This window comes from Nitratidesulfovibrio oxamicus (assembly GCF_015731765.1).
Lineage (GTDB): Bacteria > Desulfobacterota > Desulfovibrionia > Desulfovibrionales > Desulfovibrionaceae > Cupidesulfovibrio > Cupidesulfovibrio oxamicus.
Genome location: NZ_VRYY01000187.1, coordinates 1 through 20494 on the forward strand (window position 1 = coordinate 1; position 20494 = coordinate 20494).

Annotated in this window: 14 protein-coding genes, 5 tRNA genes and 1 pseudogene; all 20 read right to left on the reverse strand. The window is 63.6% G+C overall.

Annotation, left to right across the window (positions count from 1 at the left end; all coding sequences use genetic code 11):
- Positions 1-294, reverse strand: a 294-nt coding sequence (locus FVW20_RS07685) for an NAD-dependent epimerase/dehydratase family protein (protein ID WP_196608962.1), incomplete at its 3' end; no start/stop codon positions are given.
- An 86-nt stretch (positions 295-380) separates the two neighbouring features.
- Positions 381-2801 (reverse strand): sensor histidine kinase, encoded by a 2421-nt coding sequence (locus FVW20_RS07690; protein ID WP_231038955.1) that lies wholly within the window; start codon positions 2799-2801, stop codon positions 381-383.
- A 14-nt stretch (positions 2802-2815) separates the two neighbouring features.
- Positions 2816-3484, reverse strand: a complete 669-nt coding sequence (locus FVW20_RS07695; RefSeq protein WP_196608963.1) for a DUF4390 domain-containing protein — start codon at positions 3482-3484, stop codon at positions 2816-2818.
- A 450-nt stretch (positions 3485-3934) separates the two neighbouring features.
- The gene (rpoC, locus tag FVW20_RS07700) at positions 3935-8092 is read right to left on the reverse strand and encodes a DNA-directed RNA polymerase subunit beta' (RefSeq protein WP_196608964.1); all 4158 of its coding nucleotides are present in this window, start codon (positions 8090-8092) and stop codon (positions 3935-3937) included.
- 259 nt (positions 8093-8351) lie between these two features.
- Positions 8352-12470, reverse strand: a complete 4119-nt coding sequence (gene rpoB / locus FVW20_RS07705; protein ID WP_196608965.1) for a DNA-directed RNA polymerase subunit beta — start codon at positions 12468-12470, stop codon at positions 8352-8354.
- Positions 12471-13132: 662 nt separating this feature from the next.
- Positions 13133-13516 carry a 50S ribosomal protein L7/L12 gene (gene rplL, locus FVW20_RS07710; protein WP_012612583.1) on the reverse strand — a complete coding sequence of 128 codons (384 nt, stop codon included), beginning with the start codon at positions 13514-13516 and terminating at the stop codon, positions 13133-13135.
- Between the two features lie 56 nt (positions 13517-13572).
- Positions 13573-14094, reverse strand: coding sequence for a 50S ribosomal protein L10 (rplJ, locus tag FVW20_RS07715; protein WP_196608966.1), 522 nt, complete (start codon positions 14092-14094; stop codon positions 13573-13575).
- A 184-nt stretch (positions 14095-14278) separates the two neighbouring features.
- Positions 14279-14986: a 50S ribosomal protein L1 gene (gene rplA, locus FVW20_RS07720; RefSeq protein WP_196608967.1), complete on the reverse strand. Its 708-nt coding sequence runs from the start codon at positions 14984-14986 to the stop codon at positions 14279-14281.
- Between the two features lie 139 nt (positions 14987-15125).
- Positions 15126-15548, reverse strand: a complete 423-nt coding sequence (rplK, locus tag FVW20_RS07725; protein ID WP_007523977.1) for a 50S ribosomal protein L11 — start codon at positions 15546-15548, stop codon at positions 15126-15128.
- 64 nt (positions 15549-15612) lie between these two features.
- Positions 15613-16167, reverse strand: coding sequence for a transcription termination/antitermination protein NusG (gene nusG / locus FVW20_RS07730; protein ID WP_196608968.1), 555 nt, complete (start codon positions 16165-16167; stop codon positions 15613-15615).
- Positions 16168-16178: 11 nt separating this feature from the next.
- On the reverse strand, positions 16179-16430 hold the full coding sequence (gene secE, locus FVW20_RS07735; protein WP_012612579.1) for a preprotein translocase subunit SecE: 252 nt from the start codon (positions 16428-16430) through the stop codon (positions 16179-16181).
- A 158-nt stretch (positions 16431-16588) separates the two neighbouring features.
- Positions 16589-16665: transfer RNA gene (locus tag FVW20_RS07740), tRNA-Trp, on the reverse strand.
- 14 nt (positions 16666-16679) lie between these two features.
- Positions 16680-16829, reverse strand: coding sequence for a 50S ribosomal protein L33 (rpmG, locus tag FVW20_RS07745; RefSeq protein WP_007523971.1), 150 nt, complete (start codon positions 16827-16829; stop codon positions 16680-16682).
- A 3-nt stretch (positions 16830-16832) separates the two neighbouring features.
- Positions 16833-18026: an elongation factor Tu gene (gene tuf, locus FVW20_RS07750; RefSeq protein WP_196608969.1), complete on the reverse strand. Its 1194-nt coding sequence runs from the start codon at positions 18024-18026 to the stop codon at positions 16833-16835.
- Between the two features lie 53 nt (positions 18027-18079).
- Positions 18080-18155 (reverse strand) — tRNA-Thr (locus FVW20_RS07755).
- A 33-nt stretch (positions 18156-18188) separates the two neighbouring features.
- Positions 18189-18265: transfer RNA gene (locus FVW20_RS07760), tRNA-Gly, on the reverse strand.
- 85 nt (positions 18266-18350) lie between these two features.
- A tRNA-Tyr gene (locus FVW20_RS07765) sits at positions 18351-18436 on the reverse strand.
- Between the two features lie 4 nt (positions 18437-18440).
- A tRNA-Thr gene (locus tag FVW20_RS07770) sits at positions 18441-18516 on the reverse strand.
- Positions 18517-18964: 448 nt separating this feature from the next.
- On the reverse strand, positions 18965-19915 hold the full coding sequence (gene lpxC / locus FVW20_RS07775; protein WP_196608970.1) for a UDP-3-O-acyl-N-acetylglucosamine deacetylase: 951 nt from the start codon (positions 19913-19915) through the stop codon (positions 18965-18967).
- Positions 19916-20271: 356 nt separating this feature from the next.
- Positions 20272-20494: pseudogene (locus FVW20_RS07780) on the reverse strand (peptide chain release factor N(5)-glutamine methyltransferase); the annotation flags it as partial.

Here is a 20494-nt window from a genome sequence, read left to right on the forward strand (position 1 = left end):
GGCCACGGCCTGCCCGGCGGTCACGCGGCTGTCCACGATGCGCGCCTTGCGCTGCGGGGTCCAGCGACCGGCGGCGATGTTTTCGCCCAGCAGGTTGACCACCGCCTGCGCACTCTCCAGCAGACGGGTCAGGGTGTCCGCGTCGCGTCCGTTCCATGTCGCATGGACGATGCCTTGCGCAGTGGCGGGGCGCGGGGCGCGCGACGGCACGGTGACCGTATCGCCTCGCGCCAGCAAGGCGCTGGCGAGAGCCGAACCGATGAAGCCAGAGCCGCCAAGGATGACGACGTGCATGCGGAAACTCCCGTGGCGTGTGCCGAGGACGGCAGGGAAAGGGGCCGCGGCTGCGCACCATGCGCGGTGCCCCGGTATACGCTCCCTTATGCCACAGGAAGCTCGACGGTGACAACGGTACCGGTAGGGCCGGGACTACGGGAGGAGTGCTGCGCGTGCTGCCCGACCGGGGTATCCGGCGCGAGGGGGGTGTCTGGCCTGCCGGGCGTGTCGGGCGTGTCGGGCGAGCGCGGAACGGCATGGGCGCGCACGTAGCCGCGATGGTCCGACACCACGGACTTAACGATGGTCAGGCCAAGGCCGGTGCCGCCTTTCTTGCGTGAAAAATAGGGTTCGAACAGGCGCGAACGTTCTTCCGGCGTCAGGCCGGGGCCGTTGTCGGCCACGTCCACCCGCACCAGGTTCAGGGCCGCGTTGTGCACGGCGGTGATGGTCACCGCGCCGCCTTCGCGGCCTTGCAGCACTTCCGCCGCGTTGGTCAGGATGTTCAGGAAGGCCCGGTGCAGTGCCTCCTGGTCCATGGGCAGCACCGGCAGCGGCGCGGGAATGTCCAGCGTCCACATGATGTTGCTGTGACTGTTGCGGAACAGGGCGGTCAGTTCCTCCAGCAGCGGGGTGAGGTTGCCGGGCCGGGGGGTTACCTCCGGCAGCTTGGCGAAGGCCGAGAATTCTTCCACCATCTGTTGCAGGTGCTCCACCTGGCGCACGATGAGGCCGGTGCACTGGCCGAACACCGGGTCGCCCACGGCCCCGGAGAACTTGCGCTCCAGCCGTTGGGCCGAAAGCTTGATGGGGGTGAGCGGGTTCTTGATCTCGTGGGCGATGCGTCGCGCCACCTCTCGCCAGGCGGCCATGCGCTGCATGCGTTCCAGTTCGGTGATGTCCTCGAACACGGCCACCGCGCCCCGGTACTCGCCTTCGGGCGTGGTGAGGCTGACGGAGGTGAGCAGCAGCTTCAGGGGGCGGTCGCCCTTGCCGTATTCCACCTGGCGCTGCCAGCGGCGGCCCGGGCGCGCGCGCACCTCGTCCAGCATTTCGCGGTTCATGGCCGCGTCTTCTTCGGAAAGGAAATCGCGCGGGTCGCGGCCCACGATGGAACCCGGCTCCACACCGAACATGGCGCAGGCGGCGGCGTTGATGGTGGCCACCCGGTCGTCCGGGCCGAAGGAGACCACCCCTGCCGCGATGTTGTCGAGCACGGTGGCGATGTACCGGCTGCGCTCGCCGATCTCCACGTTTTGCAGGGCCAGCATTTCGTTGACGTCGGTAAGCCGGGTGCGGCTGACGGACAGGTCTTCGGCCATGCGGTTGAACGAGCGCACCAGCAGCCCCAACTCGTCGGTGGCGGCGTCCTCCAGCCGGAAGGACAGGTCGCCGCGCGCGATGCGCTCCGTCCCTTCGGCAAGGGCCAGGATGGGCGCGGTGAGTTCCTTGGACAGTCGGAAGCCGAACCAGATGGCCCCCAGGATGATCAGCACGCTGAGCACCGCAAGGATGAACAGGAACGACACCTTCAGCGGTCGTTTCAGCGTTTTCAGTTTCTTGTAGTCGTCAAAGCCCTGGGCGATGCGCTCGAGCTTCAGCATCACCCCTTCGCCGATGGATTCACCCACCACCAGATAGCCGGTGCGCCCCCCGTCCACGGCCAGCACGCCGAAGACGTAGTCGGAGCGTTCGCCCTTCCAAAGCAGCGACACGTAACGTTGCGATGCTGCCTGGTCCCAGGCGATCCTGCGCCGGGCCTCCTTCCAGGTGGGGCCCAGGTCTGGCGGGGCATGCCAGTTCTGCTCCACCTGGCCGGGGGTTACGACGCCCGCCAGCGACAGGCCGTATTCCTTGCGCTTGCGTTCCAGCAGGGCGTCCATGGTCTGGCCGCCCCAGGTCAGGTGGCGGTCGGCTATTTCCGCCACGATGGATTCGCCGCGCGCGCGCAACCGGTCTGCGGAGGCGGTGTAGAAGCTGCGCCCCACGTCCAGGGCGCTGTCCAGCGAGATTTCCACCTGGTTGTTGAACCAGTAGTCCACCGAGGTTCCCACCACCCGGTTGGAGGCCAGGAACATGATCACCGTGGGCACCAGGGACAGGGCCATGAAGGCCAGCACCAGCCGGGTACGCAGGTGCGAACCGAACACCCGGCGACGGCGTTCGAGAATCAGCTTCACCCCGTTGCGCAGCACGATGAACAGCACCACAAGCAACAGGATGAAGTTGATGTTCAGCAAAACGAGGAAGATGTAGGAATCTACGCCGAACAGGTTCAGTTCGACCCAGGTGGCCACCAGCATCGCCAGCAGCACGCCGGCCGCAACGTAGATTTCGCGTTGGCGGCGCTTGCGTTCACGCGAATCGGCGGGGTTCACCCGGATGATGCGTGGAAAGTCCGGGTCGTCGTAGGGATTGTGCGGGCTGGAGGGGCCGCCGGGACCATGCCCGTCGGGCTGCCCGCCTGCCTGTCCGTCTGGCGGGCGGCCAGCGGGCTGGTCGGGCGTTACGATGCGGCGGGCCATGGGGAGGCGGGGGGTCAGTAGGTGAAGTCCTGCGTGAAGGTCGCGTCGGGCACGACTTCCCAGGACCAGAAGAACAGGGTGCGCGAAAGCCAGGGCGGCACGTCGGTATGGCGTAGGGACAGGGCCAGCGAAACCCGGTGGGGTTCGCCTTTTTCCAGCCCGGCTATGGGGGCCAGCGGCAGCACCAGACGCTTCCAGGTGCCTTCCAGCAGGCGGGTCAGGTTCTTGTCGCGCCAGGGGGCCTCGCGGCCTTCAAGGCGCAGTTCGAACTCGCGGGTCAGGGTGTCGTGTCGCAGTACGCAGGCAAAGGCCTTTTCGGCCAGGGTCACGTCGGGCAGCACACCCCGGCGGCGGGTGAGCGTGGCTGTGCCGCGCAGTTCCATTTCGGCGCCGTCCTTCAGCAGGTCGCGCAGGCCATCGGGGTCGTCCACGCCAACACCCAGGCGCAGCACCAGGGTGCCGTCGCGGGTTTCGATGGCGAAGGTGTCGAGCACGAACTGGCGGGGGGGCAAGGCCTGTGCCGGAGTGGCGGCGAGCAGCAGGAACAGGGCAAGCAGGATGCACAGAAGAAGGGGAGAGGCAAGGCCGTTGGCGGCGGACAGGGCGCGCACGCCAAAAGGCCGGACCGGGGCGGGCCGGCGCGGCTGGATGCGGAAAACACTGGCGAGGAAGTGCGGCGGCATTCGGTGTCCTTGTCTTGGATGCCCGCTCAAGGCACCACGTTTTCGCACAGCCGGGGAATGATGGCAAGACGGTGACGGGGGGCTGGATGAAGATGGGTAGGGGAGAGGCGGTGTGCCTTGTTGGGGACGGTTTCTACGAAGACGGTCGTGCCTGTTGATTGCCCTTGATTTCGTTATGCCTCTGGCGGGGAATGTAAGGATATGCACCTTGATGGGCACGACTGTCTTCGTAGAGGCTGTACCTAACAGCATGCGACATCTCTTTTGCCTGCCGCCGGAAGCATAACGAGATCGAACGCGTTCAACTGGGCAGGACTGTCTTCGTAGAAGCCGGGTGCAACCGCGCACACCCCTTCCGCCTTCCCCCCTCTCCCCCCTGCGCCCACAAGAAAAGGGCCCCCGCCCGAAAGCGGAGGCCCTGTCTTCTCTTCTTGTTGGCGCAAGCCCTTCCTAGAAGATATCCACCAGCAGCGGATTGTCTTCCAGGTCTTCCAGGAACTTGTCCGGGCGTTCCTTCTGTTCCGGCACCGAGATGTCGGAGTGCACGTATTCGCGGTAGCCGGTCCCGGCTGGGATCAGGCGACCCACGATGACGTTTTCCTTCAGGCCGCGCAGGTAGTCCATCTTGCCGCGCAGGGAGGCTTCGGTCAGCACCTTGGTGGTTTCCTGGAACGACGCCGCCGAGATGAACGACGAGGTGGTCAGCGAAGCCTGGGTGATGCCGAGCACCAGCGGTTCGGCAGTGGCCGGGGTGCGGCCCTCGCCCATGGCGCGGGAGTTTTCCTGACGGAATTCGCCCTTGTCCACCTGTTCGCCCACCAGGAAGCTGGTGCCGCCCGGATCGAGCACGGTGACCTTGCGCAGCATCTGGCGCACGATGACTTCAATGTGCTTGTCGTCAATACCCACGCCCTGGAAGCGGTACACTTCCTGGATTTCGTCCACCAGGTAGCGGGCCAGGAACTTTTCGCCCTTGGTGCGCAGGATGTCGTGCAGTTCCGGATGGCCTTCGGTCAGCAGTTCACCGGCTTCGACGAAGTCGCCGTCGGAAACGGTGATGTGCTTGCCCTTGGGCACCAGGTATTCCTTGGCCTCGCCCGTTTCGGGGGTGACCACCAGCTTGCGCTTGCCCTTGGTTTCACCGGCAAAGGTGACCGTGCCGTCGATTTCGGACACCACGGCCATGTCCTTCGGCTTGCGCACTTCGAACAGCTCGGCCACGCGGGGCAGACCACCCACGATGTCCTTGGTCTTGGACGATTCACGCGGCTTGCGCGCGATGATGTCGCCGGCCTGCACTTCCTGCCCGGCCTTGACCATGATCAGCGCGCCGACAGGCAGCGAATACGTGGCGGGCAGGTTGCCGCTGCGTATCTTGGGGTCGCCGTTCTCGTCGCAGATGGAGATGGACGGGCGGAAGTTGGTGGTGCGGTATTCGATGATCGACTGCGTGGTCATGCGCGTCGCGTCGTCCATCTTTTCCTGGTAGGTCTTGCCCTCGACAATGTCGGTGAACTTGACCGTACCTTCCACTTCCGAGACGAACGGTTCGTTGAACGGGTCCCATTCGGCAAGGACGACGCCCTTCTTGATCTCGCTGCCGTCGGCGACGTTAAGGCGGGAGCCGTTGGGCAGGATGTACTTTTCGCGTTCGCGGCCCTGGTCGTCCACGATGGCGATCTGGCCGCTCTTGCCAAGGATCATCATCTGGCCGTCGCGGTTGCGCACGGCCTTCACGCGCGACAGGATCACGCGGCCCGGATGCTGCGACACGATGCTGGAACGCTCGATTTCGCGCGACGCGGTGCCGCCGATGTGGAACGTGCGCATGGTGAGCTGGGTGCCCGGTTCGCCGATGGACTGGGCGGCGATGATGCCCACGGTCTCGCCGATGTTGACGAGGTGGCCGCGCGCAAGGTCGCGCCCGTAGCAGCGGGCGCACACGCCGCGTTCGCTCTGGCAGGTCAGGGCCGAACGGATGGTCACCGTGCTGATGCCCGTGGCTTCCAGGGTCTGGGCCACGTTTTCGTCGATCAGGGTATTCTCGTCGAACAGCAGTTCGCGGGTTTCCGGATCGAACACGGGGTACAGCAGCACGCGGCCAAGCACGCGGTCGGCCAGACGCACCTTGATGTCGCCACCCTTGACGAAGTGGCCGATCTCGATGCCGTCCACGGTGCCGCAGTCAAGCTCGCTGACGATGACGTCCTGCACCACGTCCACCAGGCGGCGGGTAAGGTACCCCGAGTTCGCCGTCTTCAGCGCGGTGTCGGCAAGGCCCTTTCGCGCGCCGTGGGTGGAGTTGAAGTACTGCAGCACGTCGAGGCCTTCGCGGAAGCTCGAGGTGATGGGCGTTTCGATGATTTCGCCCGAAGGCTTGGCCATCAGGCCGCGCATGCCCGCAAGCTGGCGCATCTGGTCCTGGTTGCCTCGCGCGCCCGAGGTGGACATCATGAAGATCGGGTTGAAGCTGCTGTTGACTTCTTCCTTCCCGGTCTTGGGGTCCACGAGGATGTCGTGCGAGATCTCCTTGGTCATCTCGTTGGAGATGTCCTGGGTGGCCTTGGTCCAGACGTCCACCACCTTGTTGTACTTTTCCGTACGGGTGATGATGCCGTCGCGGTACTGGCGTTCGATGTCGTCCACCTCGTTCTGCGAGGCTTCGAGCATGGCCTTCTTCTTGGACGGGATGCGCAGGTCCTTCACGCCGATGGTGATGCCCGCGCGCGTGGCGTATTCGTAGCCCACGTCCTTCAGGCGGTCGCACAGGATGACGGCGGCCTTGGTGCCCGCGTCACGGTAGGCGGCGCCCACCAGGCGGGCGATGTTCTTCTTGGTCAGGGTGCAGTTGACGAACTCGAAGTCCACGCCCTTGGGCAGCACTTCCCAGACCAGGATGCGGCCGGGGGTGGTGGCCACGGTCTTGCCGTCTTCCATGCGCACCTTGACGCGCGCATGCAGCGAGACGGAGCCGGAATCGTACGCCGCCACAACTTCCCACGGGGCGCAGAAGGCCATGCCTTCGCCCTTTTCGAACGAACGCTCCACGGTCATGTAGTACAACCCGAGGACGATGTCCTGCGAGGGCACGATGACCGGCGAACCGTTGGCCGGGGAAAGGATGTTGTTGGTGCTCATCATGAGCACGCGGCATTCGATCTGCGCTTCGACCGAAAGGGGCACGTGCACGGCCATCTGGTCGCCGTCGAAGTCGGCGTTGTAGGCCGAGCAGACCAGCGGGTGCAACTGGATGGCCTTGCCTTCGACCAGCAGGGGTTCGAAGGCCTGGATGCCCAGACGGTGCAGGGTGGGGGCGCGGTTGAGCAGGATGGGGTACTCGCGCACCACCTCTTCCAGGATGTCCCACACCACCAGTTCCTCGCGCTCCACCATCTTCTTGGCGCTCTTGATGGTGGAGGCCAGGCCTCTCTTTTCGAGCTCGGAATAGATGAAGGGCTTGAACAGTTCCAGCGCCATCTTCTTGGGCAGGCCGCACTGGTGCAATTTGAGCTTCGGACCCACCACGATGACCGAACGGCCGGAGTAGTCCACGCGCTTGCCGAGCAGGTTCTGGCGGAACCGGCCCTGCTTGCCCTTGATCATGTCCGACAGCGACTTCAGCGGGCGACCATTGGTGCCGGTGATGGCGCGGCCACGGCGTCCGTTGTCGAACAGGGCGTCAACGGCTTCCTGCAACATGCGCTTTTCGTTGCGGATGATGATGTCGGGCGCGCCCAGTTCCATCAGCCGCTTGAGGCGATTGTTGCGGTTGATGACGCGGCGGTACAGGTCGTTCAGGTCCGACGTGGCGAAGCGGCCGCCGTCCAGCGGAACCAGGGGGCGCAGCTCGGGCGGAATGACGGGGATGACTTCCATCACCATCCATTCCGGCTTGTTGGCCGACTCCAGGAACGCCTCGACGATCTTCAGGCGCTTGGTGAGCTTCTTCTTCTTGGTCTGCGACTTGGTGGCCTGCGATTCTTCGCGCAGCATGGCGCGCAGTTCCTCGAGGTTCAGTTCCTCAAGCAGGCTGCGCACGGCTTCGGCGCCCATGCCCACGACAAGGGCGTCCTCGCCGTAGTGGTCGATGACCTGAAGGTACTGGTCCTCGGAGATGACCTGCATCTTGGCGAGGTTGGTGCTGCCCGGATCGAGCACGATGTACGAGTCGAAGTACAGCACCTTCTCGAGGTCGGCCATGGTCATGTCGAGCAGGGTGCCGATCTTCGAGGGCAGGGTCTTCAGGAACCAGATGTGCGCGACGGGCGCGGCCAGTTCGATGTGCCCCATGCGTTCGCGGCGCACCTTGGAGGCGATGACCTCAACCCCGCACTTTTCGCACACGATGCCACGGTGCTTCATGCGCTTGTACTTGCCGCAGTTGCACTCGTAGTCCTTCACGGGCCCGAAGATCTTGGCGCAGAACAGGCCGTCCCGCTCGGGCTTGAAGGTGCGGTAGTTGATGGTCTCGGGCTTCTTCACCTCGCCGTACGACCATTCGCGAATGCTTTCCGGCGCGGCGATGGAGATCTGGATCGCCTTCAGGTTGCGGATGTTCGCGACGTTGGCCGACGAGCCCCGGACGGTGAACAGATCGTCTAAGGTCATATCGTGTCCCTACCCGAAAAGGTTGTTTGCACGCCTTCGGTGAGCAGGGGGCTTGCCCCCTGCACCCCCACAAGAGGGGCTGTGGCCCCCTTGACCCCGTGTTCGTCACCCTTCGCGCGGTGCGCGGGTGCGACGGTTGAGGGGGGCGGAGAAAACGTAGTGCGCAGACTTATGAAAAGTTTTGGGGGGAGGGGCCGGGGAGGACGGCCTTTTCCAAAAGGTCCCCTCCCCGGCAGCTCTTACCCAAAATCGTATGCCATTACAGCGCGTTCATGAAGCCGACGCGCTTCGGGCGCTTCTTGCCTTCTTCCTGGTGCAGCGTGACGTCGAGGCCCAGCGACATGAGTTCCTTGACGAGCACGTTGAACGATTCGGGCAGACCGGCTTCCAGGAAGTTGTCGCCCTTCACGATCTTCTCGTACATCTTCACGCGGCCGGTCACGTCGTCCGACTTCACGGTCAGGAATTCCTGCAGCAGGTAGGCCGCGCCGTACGCTTCCAGCGCCCACACTTCCATTTCACCTAGGCGCTGGCCGCCGAACTGGGCCTTGCCGCCCAGCGGCTGCTGGGTCACCAGCGAGTAGGGGCCGGTGGAGCGGGCGTGGATCTTTTCGTCGACCAGGTGGTGAAGCTTCAGCATGTACATGACGCCGGTGGTGACGCGGTTGTGGAACCGTTCGCCGGTGCGGCCATCGTACAGCACGGTCTTGCCGTCATCGTCGATGTTGGCGCGCACCAGCCACGACCAGATTTCCTCTTCCGCCGCGCCGTCGAACACGGGGGTCTTGGTCACGATGCCGCGGCCCAGCTTGGCCACTGAGGCGCGGAAGTCCTCGTCGTCCATGGAATCGACCAGCGAGTCGATGGCGGCGGAATCGAACGCCCGCTTCACTTCGTTGCGCAGCGCCTTCAGCGGGTCGTTGCGTTCCAGCATTTCGGCGAGCTGGCGGCCCATTTCCTTGGCGGCCCACCCGAGGTGGGTTTCCATGATCTGGCCGATGTTCATGCGCGAAGGCACGCCAAGGGGGTTCAGCACGATGTCCACCGGGCGACCGTCCGCAAAGAACGGCATGTCCTCGGCGGGCAGGATGCAGGAGACAACGCCCTTGTTCCCGTGACGGCCGGCCATCTTGTCACCCACCGAAAGCTTGCGCTTCACGGCGATGTAGACCTTGACCATCTTGATGACGCCGGGGGGCAGGTCGTCCCCTTCGGTCACCTTGCCGCGCTTGGATTCGTAGATGTTGCTGATGAACTGCACCTGCTGGTCATAGCTTTCCAGCAGGGCGTCCACGGCTTCGTTGACCTCGCGGTTCTTGAACAGGCCGGAGAGCTTCTTCAGGGGCACGTCGGCCAGCATCTCGGCGGTGACGGAAACACCAGCCTCGGCGATGACCTCACCCTTCTTCTTGCCCGCCAGGGTGGTGGCGATCTGCTTGCCTTCCACGACGGCCATCAGCTTCACGCGGGTGGCGTCGCCAAGACCGCGGATGTGATCCTGTTCCTTGCGGTCCAGGCGGCCCAGTTCGTATTCCTCGATCAGGCGGGCGCGCTCGTCCTTTTCACCGGAACGGCGGTTGAACACCTTGACCTCGATGACGGTGCCCTCGATGCCCGGCGGCACCTTCAGCGAGGTGTTCTTCACGTCGCGGGCCTTGTCGCCGAAGATGGCGCGCAGCAGCTTTTCTTCCGGGGTCAGCTGGGTTTCGCCCTTGGGGGTGATCTTGCCGACGAGGATGTCGTCCGGCTTCACGTTGGCCCCGATGCGAATGATCCCGCTGCCGTCCAGGTTGCGCAGCATGTCCTCGCCCACGTTGGGAATGTCGCGGGTGATTTCTTCCGGTCCCAGTTTGGTGTCGCGCGCGACGACTTCGAATTCTTCGATGTGCACCGAGGTGAAGGTGTCTTCCTTCACGGTGCGCTCGGAGATGAGGATGGAGTCTTCGAAGTTGTAGCCGCACCACGGCATGAACGCGACCACCAGGTTCTTGCCCAGGGCCAGTTCGCCGTCCTCGATGCCGGGGCCGTCGGCCAGGATGTGGCCCTTGGCGACGATCTGGCCGGGGTGGCAGGTGGGCTTCTGGCCGAAGCAGGAGTTCTGGTTGGACTTGTGGAACTTCTGCAGGTCGTACGCGCGCACGCCGCCCCGTTCGGGGTACAGGCCGTTCTCGTAGCTGACGATGATGCGGTCGGCGTCGGCGTAGCGCACGATGCCCGGACCTTCGGCGATGATGCACGCGCCGGAGTCCTGGGCCACCGGGCCTTCCATGCCCGTGCCCACGAGGGGCTTTTCGCACTGGAGCAGCGGCACGGCCTGGCGCTGCATGTTCGAACCCATGAGCGCGCGGTTGGCGTCGTCGTGTTCCAGGAACGGAATCAGCGCGGCGGAGATGGACACCATCTGGCTGGGCGAAACGTCCATCAGGGTCACTTCTTCGCGGGGCGACATGAGCACGTCGCCCTTCACGCGGGTGGTGACGTATTCGTCGGCCAGCTTGCCTTCGGCGTCGAAGGGCGCGTTGGCCTGGGCGATGACTTCACCGTGCTCGCGCGAGGCGTCGAGGTAGACCACTTCGCCGGTCATCTTGGTTTCGCGGATGACGTGGTACGGCGTCTCGATGAAGCCGTAGTCGTTCACCTTGGCGTAGGTGGTCAGCGACACGATGAGGCCGATGTTCGGACCTTCCGGCGTTTCGATGGGGCAGATGCGCCCGTAGTGCGAGGTGTGCACGTCGCGCACTTCGAAGCCCGCGCGTTCGCGGGTCAGACCGCCGGGGCCCAGGGCGGACAGGCGGCGCTTGTGCGTCACTTCCGACAGGGCGTTGGTCTGGTCCATGAACTGCGAAAGCTGCGAGGTGCCGAAGAATTCCTTCAGCACGGCGGCCACCGGCTTGGGGTTGATCAGGTCGTGCGGCATGAGCGTGGAGACTTCCTGGAGGCTCATGCGTTCCTTGATCGCCCGTTCCATGCGCACGAGGCCGATGCGGTACTGGTTTTCCACCAGTTCGCCCACGGGCCGCACGCGGCGGTTGCCCAGATGGTCGATGTCGTCGGCGGGGCCGTGGCTGTCCTTCAGGTGCAGCAGCACGCGGATGGCGGTCAGGATGTCCTCGTCGGTCAGCACGCGCAGTTCCAGCGACTGGTCGAGGCCAAGGCGCTGGTTCAGCTTGTAGCGGCCCACGGGGGAAAGGTCGTAGTAGTCGGCGCTGCGGAACAGGTTGTCGAAGAAGCTTTCCGCGATTTCTGGGGTGGGCGGCGACGAGGGGCGCAGGCGGCGGTAGATTTCCACCTGGGCGGCTTCCTTGTCGGCGGTCTTGTCCAGCACCAGGGTATCGCGCAGCGAGGACGAGGTGTCGATGCCCTTGGTGTGCAGGATGGGCAGGCGGTCGATGCCCGCTTCGCGCAGGCGTTCCTGCACGCCGGGGGTCACTTCGTCGGCGGCTTCGGCCAGCACTTCGCCGGTGGCCGGGTTCACCACGTCTTCGGCCAGGAACAGGCCGTCCAGGGTGTCGGCGGCCACTTCGATGGCTTCAAGACCCGCTTCGCAGATCTGGCGCCAGGCGCGCTTGGTGATGGGTTTGCCCGCCTTGACGAACACGGTGCCGTCGGGACCCGCAATGTCGGCAAAGGCCGAATCCTTGCGGAACATGTCCTTCTGCACTTCCCAGAACACACGGCCGTCGTCGGAAATCCGGTAGAACTCCTTCTTGTAGAAGTAGTCCAGGATGTCCGTCTTGGTCATGCCCATGGCCTTGAACAGGATGGTGGCGGGCATTTTGCGGCGGCGGTCGATGCGGACGTACAGGATGTCCTTGTGGTCGAAGTCGAAGTCGAGCCACGAGCCGCGCATGGGAATGACGCGGCAGGAGTACAGCACCTTGCGGCTCGAATGGGTCTTGCCCGAATCGTGCTCGAAGATGATGCCCGGCGAACGCTGCAACTGGTTGACGATGACACGCTCTGTGCCGTTGATGATGAAGGTGCCCTTCTCGGTCATCAGCGGCAGGGTGCCGAAATAGATGTCCTGTTCCTTGATGTCGCGGATGGTGCGGTTGCCGGAATCGTCGTCGACGTCGTAAACCACGAGCCGCACCTTGATGCGGATGGGCGCTTCGTAGGTGAGGCCCTTCGAGATGCACTCCGCCTGGTCGAACTTGGGTTCGCCGATGTCGTAGCTGACGTATTCGAGGCTGGCGGTGCGGTTGAAATCCTCGATGGGGAACACGGACCGGAAGACCCCTTCAAGGCCCTCGTCGGTCTTGCGTTCGGCAAGGCCTTCCTGAAGGAACTTGACGTACGAGTCCACCTGAAGGTTCAGGAGGTGCGGAATGCCGAGCGATACGGGAATCTTGCCGAACTTTTTCGTGAGTTGGCCCATGGTTTCACCTCAGAAAGACGGTTTTCCGGCGGGGCTCTCAGCGCGAGAGGCCGAACGACCCGTGGGGGTCGGATGGAGCGAACGCGTGCACGGCACGCTGGCAGCGGGACCGGCGGCGTGGCCATGGTCCCGCGATTCGGGGGCAGCAGGTGCGTGATGCGCGGCTGCCGGGGCGAAGCGACAACGAAAGGCGGCCGCGCGAAGGGGGTTACCCTTCAGCGCCGTACCGCGGACAAGGCAAAGCGGACGCGCGACAAGAGCGACGCGCCCACCGGAAAGGCTGTCGGTTCGGGGGGTAGGAAAGAGGGGTGCAGCGTACAACGTACCGCCCGGGTCAGGAGCTGGATTGGTGCGAAGTAGGTTCGACCAAATTGCAAGAATAGTCGTTTCGGAAAAATTATGCAAGTCCGTGCGGCTTGCCGCATACTCGCTTCCGATCCAACGTGGCATCCCCGTGGGAAAGCCCGTCCCGTCAACCCGTCTCATCCCGTCCCGTGAAGACCGCGACCGCATGCATTTGCCGGAAATACCGGAACATGCCCCAGGTGCGTGGCCGCCACCCGAAATGCCAATCTGCCGTACGGGGCGACAAAGCAGAAGAAGCGCGGGCGATGAACTCGCCCGCGCCATTCCGATCGCCTGTGCGGCGCAGCGAACCGAGTCTACTTGACTTCGACTTCGGCGCCGGCTTCCACCAGCTGCTTCTTGGCTTCTTCGGCTTCTTCCTTGGAAACGGCTTCCTTCAGGGTGGAGGGAGCGCCGTCAACCTTGTCCTTGGCTTCCTTCAGGCCAAGGCCGGTCAGGGCGCGCACAACCTTGATGACGCCGATCTTGTTGGCGCCAGCGGCCTTGAGGATGACGTCGAATTCGGTCTTTTCTTCTTCGGCCGGGGCGGCTTCAGCGGGGCCGGCGGCAACCATGGCCATGGCCGGAGCGGCGGCGGACACGCCGAACTTTTCTTCAAGTTCCTTGATGAACTCGGAAAGTTCGAGGACGGTCATGTTGGCGATGAATTCGACGACCTGTTCCTTGGTGATGCTGGACATGATTTGCTCCTTTCGGGTGTCTTTGGCGTAAGGGTTGGGTTCGATTCCGGTGTTGCCTAGGCCGCGGCCTTCTTCTCTTCAATGCCCTTCAGGGCGTAGAGAAGGCCACGGATGATGTTGGCGAACAGCGAAACGAAGTTGGTGGGCACGGCGTTCATCGTGCCAAGAGCGCGCGCGATCAGTTCGGGCTTGCTGGGCAGCTTGGCGAGGTCAGAGACCTGTTCCCCGGAAAGGAACTTGCCTTCAAGGCTGCCGTGGCGAACCGTAAAGATCTTGCTCGTCTTGGCAAAGTCGGTAACCGCCTTTGCCACAGCGACGGGATCAGCGAACCCAAGGGCGACGGCGCAGTTTTCTTTGAAGACGTCCTTGATGACGTCATGCGCTCCGTCGGTAAAGGCGATCCGTGCCAGGGTGTTCTTCACGACGTGGTATTCCGCGCCGCTTTCACGAAGCTTCACTCTGAGACGGGTCAGCTCTTCCACCGACATACCCTTGAAGTCGGTCACGACCGCGATGGAAGCGCCTTCAGCACGAGCCTTGAGCTGCTCGATGATGGCTGCTTTCTCGGACCTGTTCACGTGACTCTCCTCAGGTTCGGGTGTGTCTGGGTGGAAATGCCGAGCCAAAGACACTGTGGTCTCGGCAGGACTTAACGCAAGGGCGGAGAACCCGTGCTGCCTGCTTTCTTCGACTCGTATTTCCGGGCCTGTAGCCGGTAAAGGCCCGACTGCGAGCAGTCGGGCCAAATATCACCGAAGGGGTTTAGCCTTCGAGGAACTTCTTGATGGTGGTCGGGTCGACCTTGAAACCGGGGCCCATGGTGGTGGAAACCGCCATGGCCTTCATGTAGGTACCCTTGGCCGTGGCGGGCTTCAGGCGGTTCACGGTATCAAGCAGCGACTTCAGGTTGTCCAGGATCTTTTCGGGACCGAAGGACACCTTGCCGAGCGGGGCATGCAGCACGCCGGCCTTGTCGACCTTGAATTCCACGCGGCCAGCCTTGGTTTCCTTCACCGCGGTGGCCACGTCGAAGGTAACGGTGCCGGTCTTGGCGTTGGGCATCAGGCCGCGGGGGCCGAGCACGCGACCGATCTGGCCGACCAGGGCCATGACGTCGGGGGTGGCGATGGCCTTGTCGAAGTCCAGCCAGCCTTCCTTGATCCTGGCGACCAGTTCTTCTGCACCGGCAAAGTCGGCGCCAGCGGCCTTGGCTTCGGCTTCCTTGTCGCCCTTGCAGAACACCGCCACGCGCACGGTCTTGCCGAGGCCATGGGGCAGGGTGACGGCGCCGCGCACCATCTGGTCGGAGTACTTGGGATCGACGCCGAGGCAGATGGCCACGTCGACGGTTTCGTCGAACTTGGCGAACGAAGCCCCAAGGGACTTGGCCACCGCGTCTTCGAGGGTGAAGATTTCGGCGATGTCGCGTCCTTCAATCGCCGAACGATATTTCTTGCCGTGCTTGGGCATTGTACCCACCTTTTCCTTTTGCTGACGTTCGCAATCTCCTGCCGCCATGGTCACGCGTTCTCACGGTAGAGACATGCGCCCCGGCTTGGCCGGGAAGGCCGACATGGTCGGCGGACGGCAGTGCAACTGATCCGAAACGCTACTTGATCTCGATGCCCATGCTCCGGGCGGTGCCCAGAACGGAGCGGGTGGCCGCATCGAGATCCTTGGCGGTGAGGTCGGGCAGCTTCAGCTTCGCGATCTCTTCAACCTGCGCCATGCTCACCGACCCGACCTTGTTCCGGTTGGGTTCGCCAGAGCCCTTTTCGAGCTTGGCGGCCTTCAGCAGCAGCACGGAAGCGGGCGGGGTCTTGGTGATGAACGTGAAGGAACGGTCGGAGTAGACGGTGATCACCACGGGGGTGATCATGCCCTTCTGCTCCATGGTCTTCGCGTTGAAAGTCTTGCAGAATTCCATGATGTTCAGCCCGTGCTGGCCGAGCGCGGGACCGACCGGCGGGGAAGGGTTGGCCGCCCCGGCCGGAATCTGCAGCTTGATCTTGGCAACTTCTTTCTTAGCCATTGTTCTGTCCCTCTATGGGCGGCGCGGGCCGCGATGGTTACCGCGCAAGATCATCGAAAGGGGGCTAGCCCTTGGAAACCTGGACGAAGTCCAGCTCGACCGGGGTCTGTCTGCCGAAGATGGAGACCGACACCCTGAGTTTGCCCTTGTCGTAGTTGACGTCCTCGACGACGCCATTGAAGCCGCCGAAAGGCCCGTCTATGACGCGAACCTCGTCCCCGCGCTCGAAGTTGAACTTCGGACGGGGCTGCTCCTGCCGCGATTCCATCATGGTCAGGATGCGTTCCGCTTCGCTGTCACGCATGGGGGTCGGACGGTTCTTGCCGCCGACGAATCCGGTAACCTTGGGGATGGACTGGACGAGATGCCACGAGAAATCCGTCATGGTCATCTTGACCATGACGTACCCGGGGTAGAACTTCCGCGTGGAGGTCCGCTTCTCGCCCTTGACGAGCTCGATGACCTTCTCGGTGGGCACCACGACCTCTTCGATGAGTCCCTGCGCCTGACCGGTACGGATCATCTCGCGTATGGTCTGTTCGACACGCTGCTCGAAGCCCGAATATGTATGGACGATGAACCAGCGGGCCTTGGCTGTCGTGGGGATCGATTCGGTCATTTGAGTGTCCATCACGAGAGGATGTATTCGACGAGCTTGGTCAGCCCAAGGTCCACGACACCGAGGAACAGGGACATGACGAAAACGAGAACGAGCACGGCGATGCCCGTTGCCGTGGTTTCCTTGCGCGTGGGCCAGGTGACCTTGCGCAGTTCGCCCTTGGCTTCCTCGAAGTAGTCCCTGAGCTGGGTGATCTTGTCGCCGATGCCGTTGCCGGAATCAGCGGGGGTCGCCTCGGGCGCGTTCTGCTGCTTTTTCGCCATGGTCGCCTCTGGAGCCATTTCGACTGGTCGACTTGCCATCGTTCGGGGGGGGGACCGGCCCGCCCGGCGGGCGAACCATGCGGTTCGCCGGGCCGGGCGGAAAGGTGCCGTGGGGCGCCTTGGCACGTTGCCGTGCGCTGTCCCGCTAGGAAAGGAGATGGCAGGGCAGGAGGGATTCGAACCCCCAACATCCGGTTTTGGAGACCGGCGCTCTAGCCGTTAGAGCTACTGCCCTGCACTATGAGGATACTACTTGGTTTCGCGGTGAACCGTGTGTTTCTTGTCCCAAGGACAATACTTCTTCAGTTCGATGCGACCGGTAGTATTCTTCTTGTTCTTGACCGTCGCGTAATTGCGTCGCTTGCACTCGGTGCAGGCGAGCAGGAGATTGACGCGCATCGTTTACTCCAGGATTTCGGAGACCACGCCCGCGCCGACGGTGCGGCCGCCTTCGCGGATGGCGAAGCGCAGGCCCTGCTCCATGGCGATGGGGGCAATCAGTTCCACGGTGAAGGTGGAGTTGTCGCCGGGCATGACCATTTCGACGCCGTCAGCCAGCGCGATGATGCCGGTGATGTCGGTGGTGCGGAAGTAGAACTGCGGACGGTAGCCCGAGAAGAACGGAGTGTGACGGCCGCCTTCTTCCTTGGACAGGACGTACACTTCGGCCTTGAACTTGCGGTGCGGCTTGATGGACTTGGGAGCGGCAAGAACCTGGCCGCGTTCCACGTCTTCACGCTTGATGCCGCGCAGCAGGGCACCGATGTTGTCGCCAGCCTGACCCTGATCGAGCAGCTTGCGGAACATTTCGACGCCGGTGCAGGTCGACTTGACGGTGTCCTTGATGCCGACGATTTCGACTTCTTCGCCGACCTTGATGATGCCGCGTTCCACACGACCGGTCACCACGGTGCCGCGGCCGGAGATGGAGAACACGTCTTCGATGGGCATCAGGAAGGGCTTGTCGATGTCGCGCTGCGGTTCGGGGATGTAGCTGTCGCAGGCGTCGAGCAGGGCCACGACCGGAGCGGCGTCGGCGGAGTTGGGATCGTCGGTTTCAAGGGCCTTAAGGGCCGAACCGCGGACCACCGGGATGTCGTCGCCGGGGAAGCCGTAGAGGGAGAGCAGTTCGCGAACTTCGAGTTCCACGAGTTCGAGCAGCTCTTCGTCGTCAACCATGTCGCACTTGTTCAGGAACACTACCAGGTAGGGCACGCCGACCTGACGGGCGAGCAGGATGTGCTCACGGGTCTGGGGCATGGGACCGTCGGTGGCGGCGACCACCAGGATACCGCCGTCCATCTGGGCGGCGCCGGTGATCATGTTCTTGATGTAGTCGGCGTGGCCGGGGCAGTCCACGTGGGCGTAGTGGCGGGTGGCGGTTTCGTATTCGACGTGGGCGGTGGCGATGGTGATGCCACGTTCCTTTTCTTCAGGAGCCTTGTCGATTTCGTCGAACGCCACGAACTTGCCGTTGCCGCGCAGACCGGCCACCTTGGTGATGGCGGCGGTCAGAGTGGTCTTGCCGTGGTCAATGTGGCCGATGGTGCCGATGTTGACATGCGGCTTCTTGCGTTCAAATTTTTCCTTACCCATAGGTGTTCTCCCTGGCGTGGTTTTCTTCTTGCGTTAATCGTTAGGCGCGGAAATGGAGCCCACAATGAGACTTGAACTCATGACCTCTTCCTTACCAAGGAAGTGCTCTACCGCCTGAGCTATGTGGGCCGATTGCTTGCTTGAGGAGAACCCGGGCTAGGATGGAGCGGGAAACGAGACTCGAACTCGCAACCCTCAGCTTGGAAGGCTGATGCTCTAGCCACTTGAGCTATTCCCGCACGTCCAGCATGGAGCCGTACTTCCAGGAAGCCGTAGTTCTCCGACAGGCCTTCCTGTCTCCTACAGCCAAGATAGCTTGTCAAGTGGTGGAGGGGGGTGGATTTGAACCACCGAAGTCTTACGACGACAGATTTACAGTCTGTTCCCTTTGGCCACTCGGGAACCCCTCCACTGTGGAGCTGGCGATGGGACTCGAACCCGCAACCGGCTGATTACAAATCAGCTGCTCTGCCAGTTGAGCTACGCCAGCCAACGAGAAAGGCCTTCTACCCGCTCCCCCGGGAAAAGGCAATAGGGAAAAGCGGGGGAATGTGCGTTTTTTTGTGTCTTGCGTTACGGATTGGCGTCCGGCGCGGTTTTGCGGGGACAAGATTGTGGGCATTGGCCCCCCGCAAATGATATTGCAAACGTCCCGCAGGGGGGCTGGATGCGAATTGCCGTGTCAGTCAGGCTGGGCCGGTCGTGCGCTTCGGGCCGGATGCCTGACAGCAAGGGGGGCTGGCGGCGCATCGCTCCGTGCCGCCGCGTCGTGCAATCATTATAATAAGCGCGTACGCAAGAGGCCCCTCCCGCACATATCCCTGTGGCGCGTTTGCCTGCCTGTCGCTTGCGGCAGGGCGTGCCTGTGTCTGGCTCTACCCCGCACAACGCAAAAGGGCCGCCCGAAGGCGGCCCGGAAAGGCGGGAGAAGGATGCGGCTAGGCCGTCGCGGGGTGGCCCACATGCGCGGGCGCATGGGCCGGGGCAACGGCGGGACGGCGGGCAGCCCGTTCGGCGGCGGGTTCGTCCAGCGTCACTTCCTGCAGGTAGATATCGGCGTTTTCGGTCAGCACGCGCAGAAAGGCGTTGTTCAGGGCGTGGCCGGAGCAGTGCACGATGAAGTGCCCCTGCAACGGGGTGCCCAGCATGGCCATGTCGCCGATGAAATCCAGGATCTTGTGACGCACGAACTCGTCGGGAAAGCGCAGGCCGTCGTCGTTGAGCACGGCGTAGTCGTCGAGCACCACGGCGTTGTCCAGCGAGCCGCCAAGGGCCAGGCCCTTGCTGTGCATGTACTCCACCTCGCGCAGAAAGCCGAAGGTGCGCGCCTTGGCCACTTCGGCGAAGGTGCGGGGGGTTACCTCCAGGCTCATGTGCTGCACGCCGATGAGCGGATGGGCGAAGTCGATGGTGTAGTCCACGCGAAAGCCGTCGTAGGGCAGGGCGCGGATGGACTTGCCGTCGCTTTCGTGGCTGATGGGCTTGGCGATGCGCAGCACGCGGCGGGCGCGCGACTGGGTGCGGATGCCCGCGTTGCGCAGCAGCATGACGAAGGAGGCGGCGCTGCCGTCCATGATGGGCACTTCGCCGCCCTGCACCTCGATGATCATGTTGTCGATCTCAAGGCCGCGGATGGCGGCAAGCAGGTGCTCCACGGTAGCCACCGAGGCGTCATGCCCGCTGCCGGACACGCCAAGGGTGGTGGCAAGGCCGGTGGCGACCACCGACTGGGGATTGGGGGCCACGCGGCGCACGCCCTGGGCGGTATGGATATCGAACACGATGCCGGTGTCTTCGGGGGCGGGACGCATGGTCAGGTGGACCATCTTGCCGCCGTGCAGGCCAACGCCCGAGCAATCGATGTTTTTCTTTATGGTGGTCTGGTTCATAACCCCTCCATGGCCGTGAGAGCATGAACCGTGCCAAAATCTAGACTTTTGCAACATTGCGAAATTGCATGGTTTGTGCGAGTGGTGCGGCATGGGAGAGTGTGTGTTTCACGCACTTGTGTGGCTTTTGCGCATCAATCGACGTGGTGTGGAAACCACACATCCCGGTGCGTTCGCGTGATGCCCCGTCCCGCTGCGCATCCGCGTTTGCGTCACGACGCCCCAGTCCCGAAAACCCGACATGCCAAGGGCGTAGTCCGTCGCCCGCGGCCCGCAGTTCCCCGTCCGCGGTCCGCTGCACCAGCGCGTCCGCGTGTGCGTGAATCCGGGCCTGCGCTGCCGGGACTGTACCCCTGTCAGGCGCACGGGGCTCGCCGGGCCACCACGTACCGGTCAAGCCCGGCCAGGTCCCGGCGGATGTCCACCTGGGCCCAGCGTCGGGAATAGGGCAGGAACAGGTCGGCCACGGCCTGCCCCTGCGCGCAGCCGAACTCCATCAGGAACAACCCGCCGGGGCGAAGCGCCCGGTCCGCCTCGGCCACCAACACCCGCGCGTGGCCCAGGCCGTCCGCCCGCCCT

Bases quoted from the DNA above. Each gene is read 5' to 3' on its own strand.
- FVW20_RS07690 (WP_231038955.1), bottom strand. From the start codon at position 2,801: ATGGCCCGCCGCATCGTAACGCCCGACCAGCCCGCTGGCCGCCCGCCA.
- FVW20_RS07695 (WP_196608963.1), bottom strand. From the start codon at position 3,484: ATGCCGCCGCACTTCCTCGCCAGTGTTTTCCGCATCCAGCCGCGCCGG.
- rpoC (WP_196608964.1), bottom strand. From the start codon at position 8,092: ATGACCTTAGACGATCTGTTCACCGTCCGGGGCTCGTCGGCCAACGTC.
- rpoB (WP_196608965.1), bottom strand. From the start codon at position 12,470: ATGGGCCAACTCACGAAAAAGTTCGGCAAGATTCCCGTATCGCTCGGC.
- rplL (WP_012612583.1), bottom strand. From the start codon at position 13,516: ATGTCCAGCATCACCAAGGAACAGGTCGTCGAATTCATCGCCAACATG.
- rplA (WP_196608967.1), bottom strand. From the start codon at position 14,986: ATGCCCAAGCACGGCAAGAAATATCGTTCGGCGATTGAAGGACGCGAC.
- rplK (WP_007523977.1), bottom strand. From the start codon at position 15,548: ATGGCTAAGAAAGAAGTTGCCAAGATCAAGCTGCAGATTCCGGCCGGG.
- nusG (WP_196608968.1), bottom strand. From the start codon at position 16,167: ATGACCGAATCGATCCCCACGACAGCCAAGGCCCGCTGGTTCATCGTC.
- secE (WP_012612579.1), bottom strand. From the start codon at position 16,430: ATGGCGAAAAAGCAGCAGAACGCGCCCGAGGCGACCCCCGCTGATTCC.
- rpmG (WP_007523971.1), bottom strand. From the start codon at position 16,829: ATGCGCGTCAATCTCCTGCTCGCCTGCACCGAGTGCAAGCGACGCAAT.
- tuf (WP_196608969.1), bottom strand. From the start codon at position 18,026: ATGGGTAAGGAAAAATTTGAACGCAAGAAGCCGCATGTCAACATCGGC.
- lpxC (WP_196608970.1), bottom strand. From the start codon at position 19,915: ATGAACCAGACCACCATAAAGAAAAACATCGATTGCTCGGGCGTTGGC.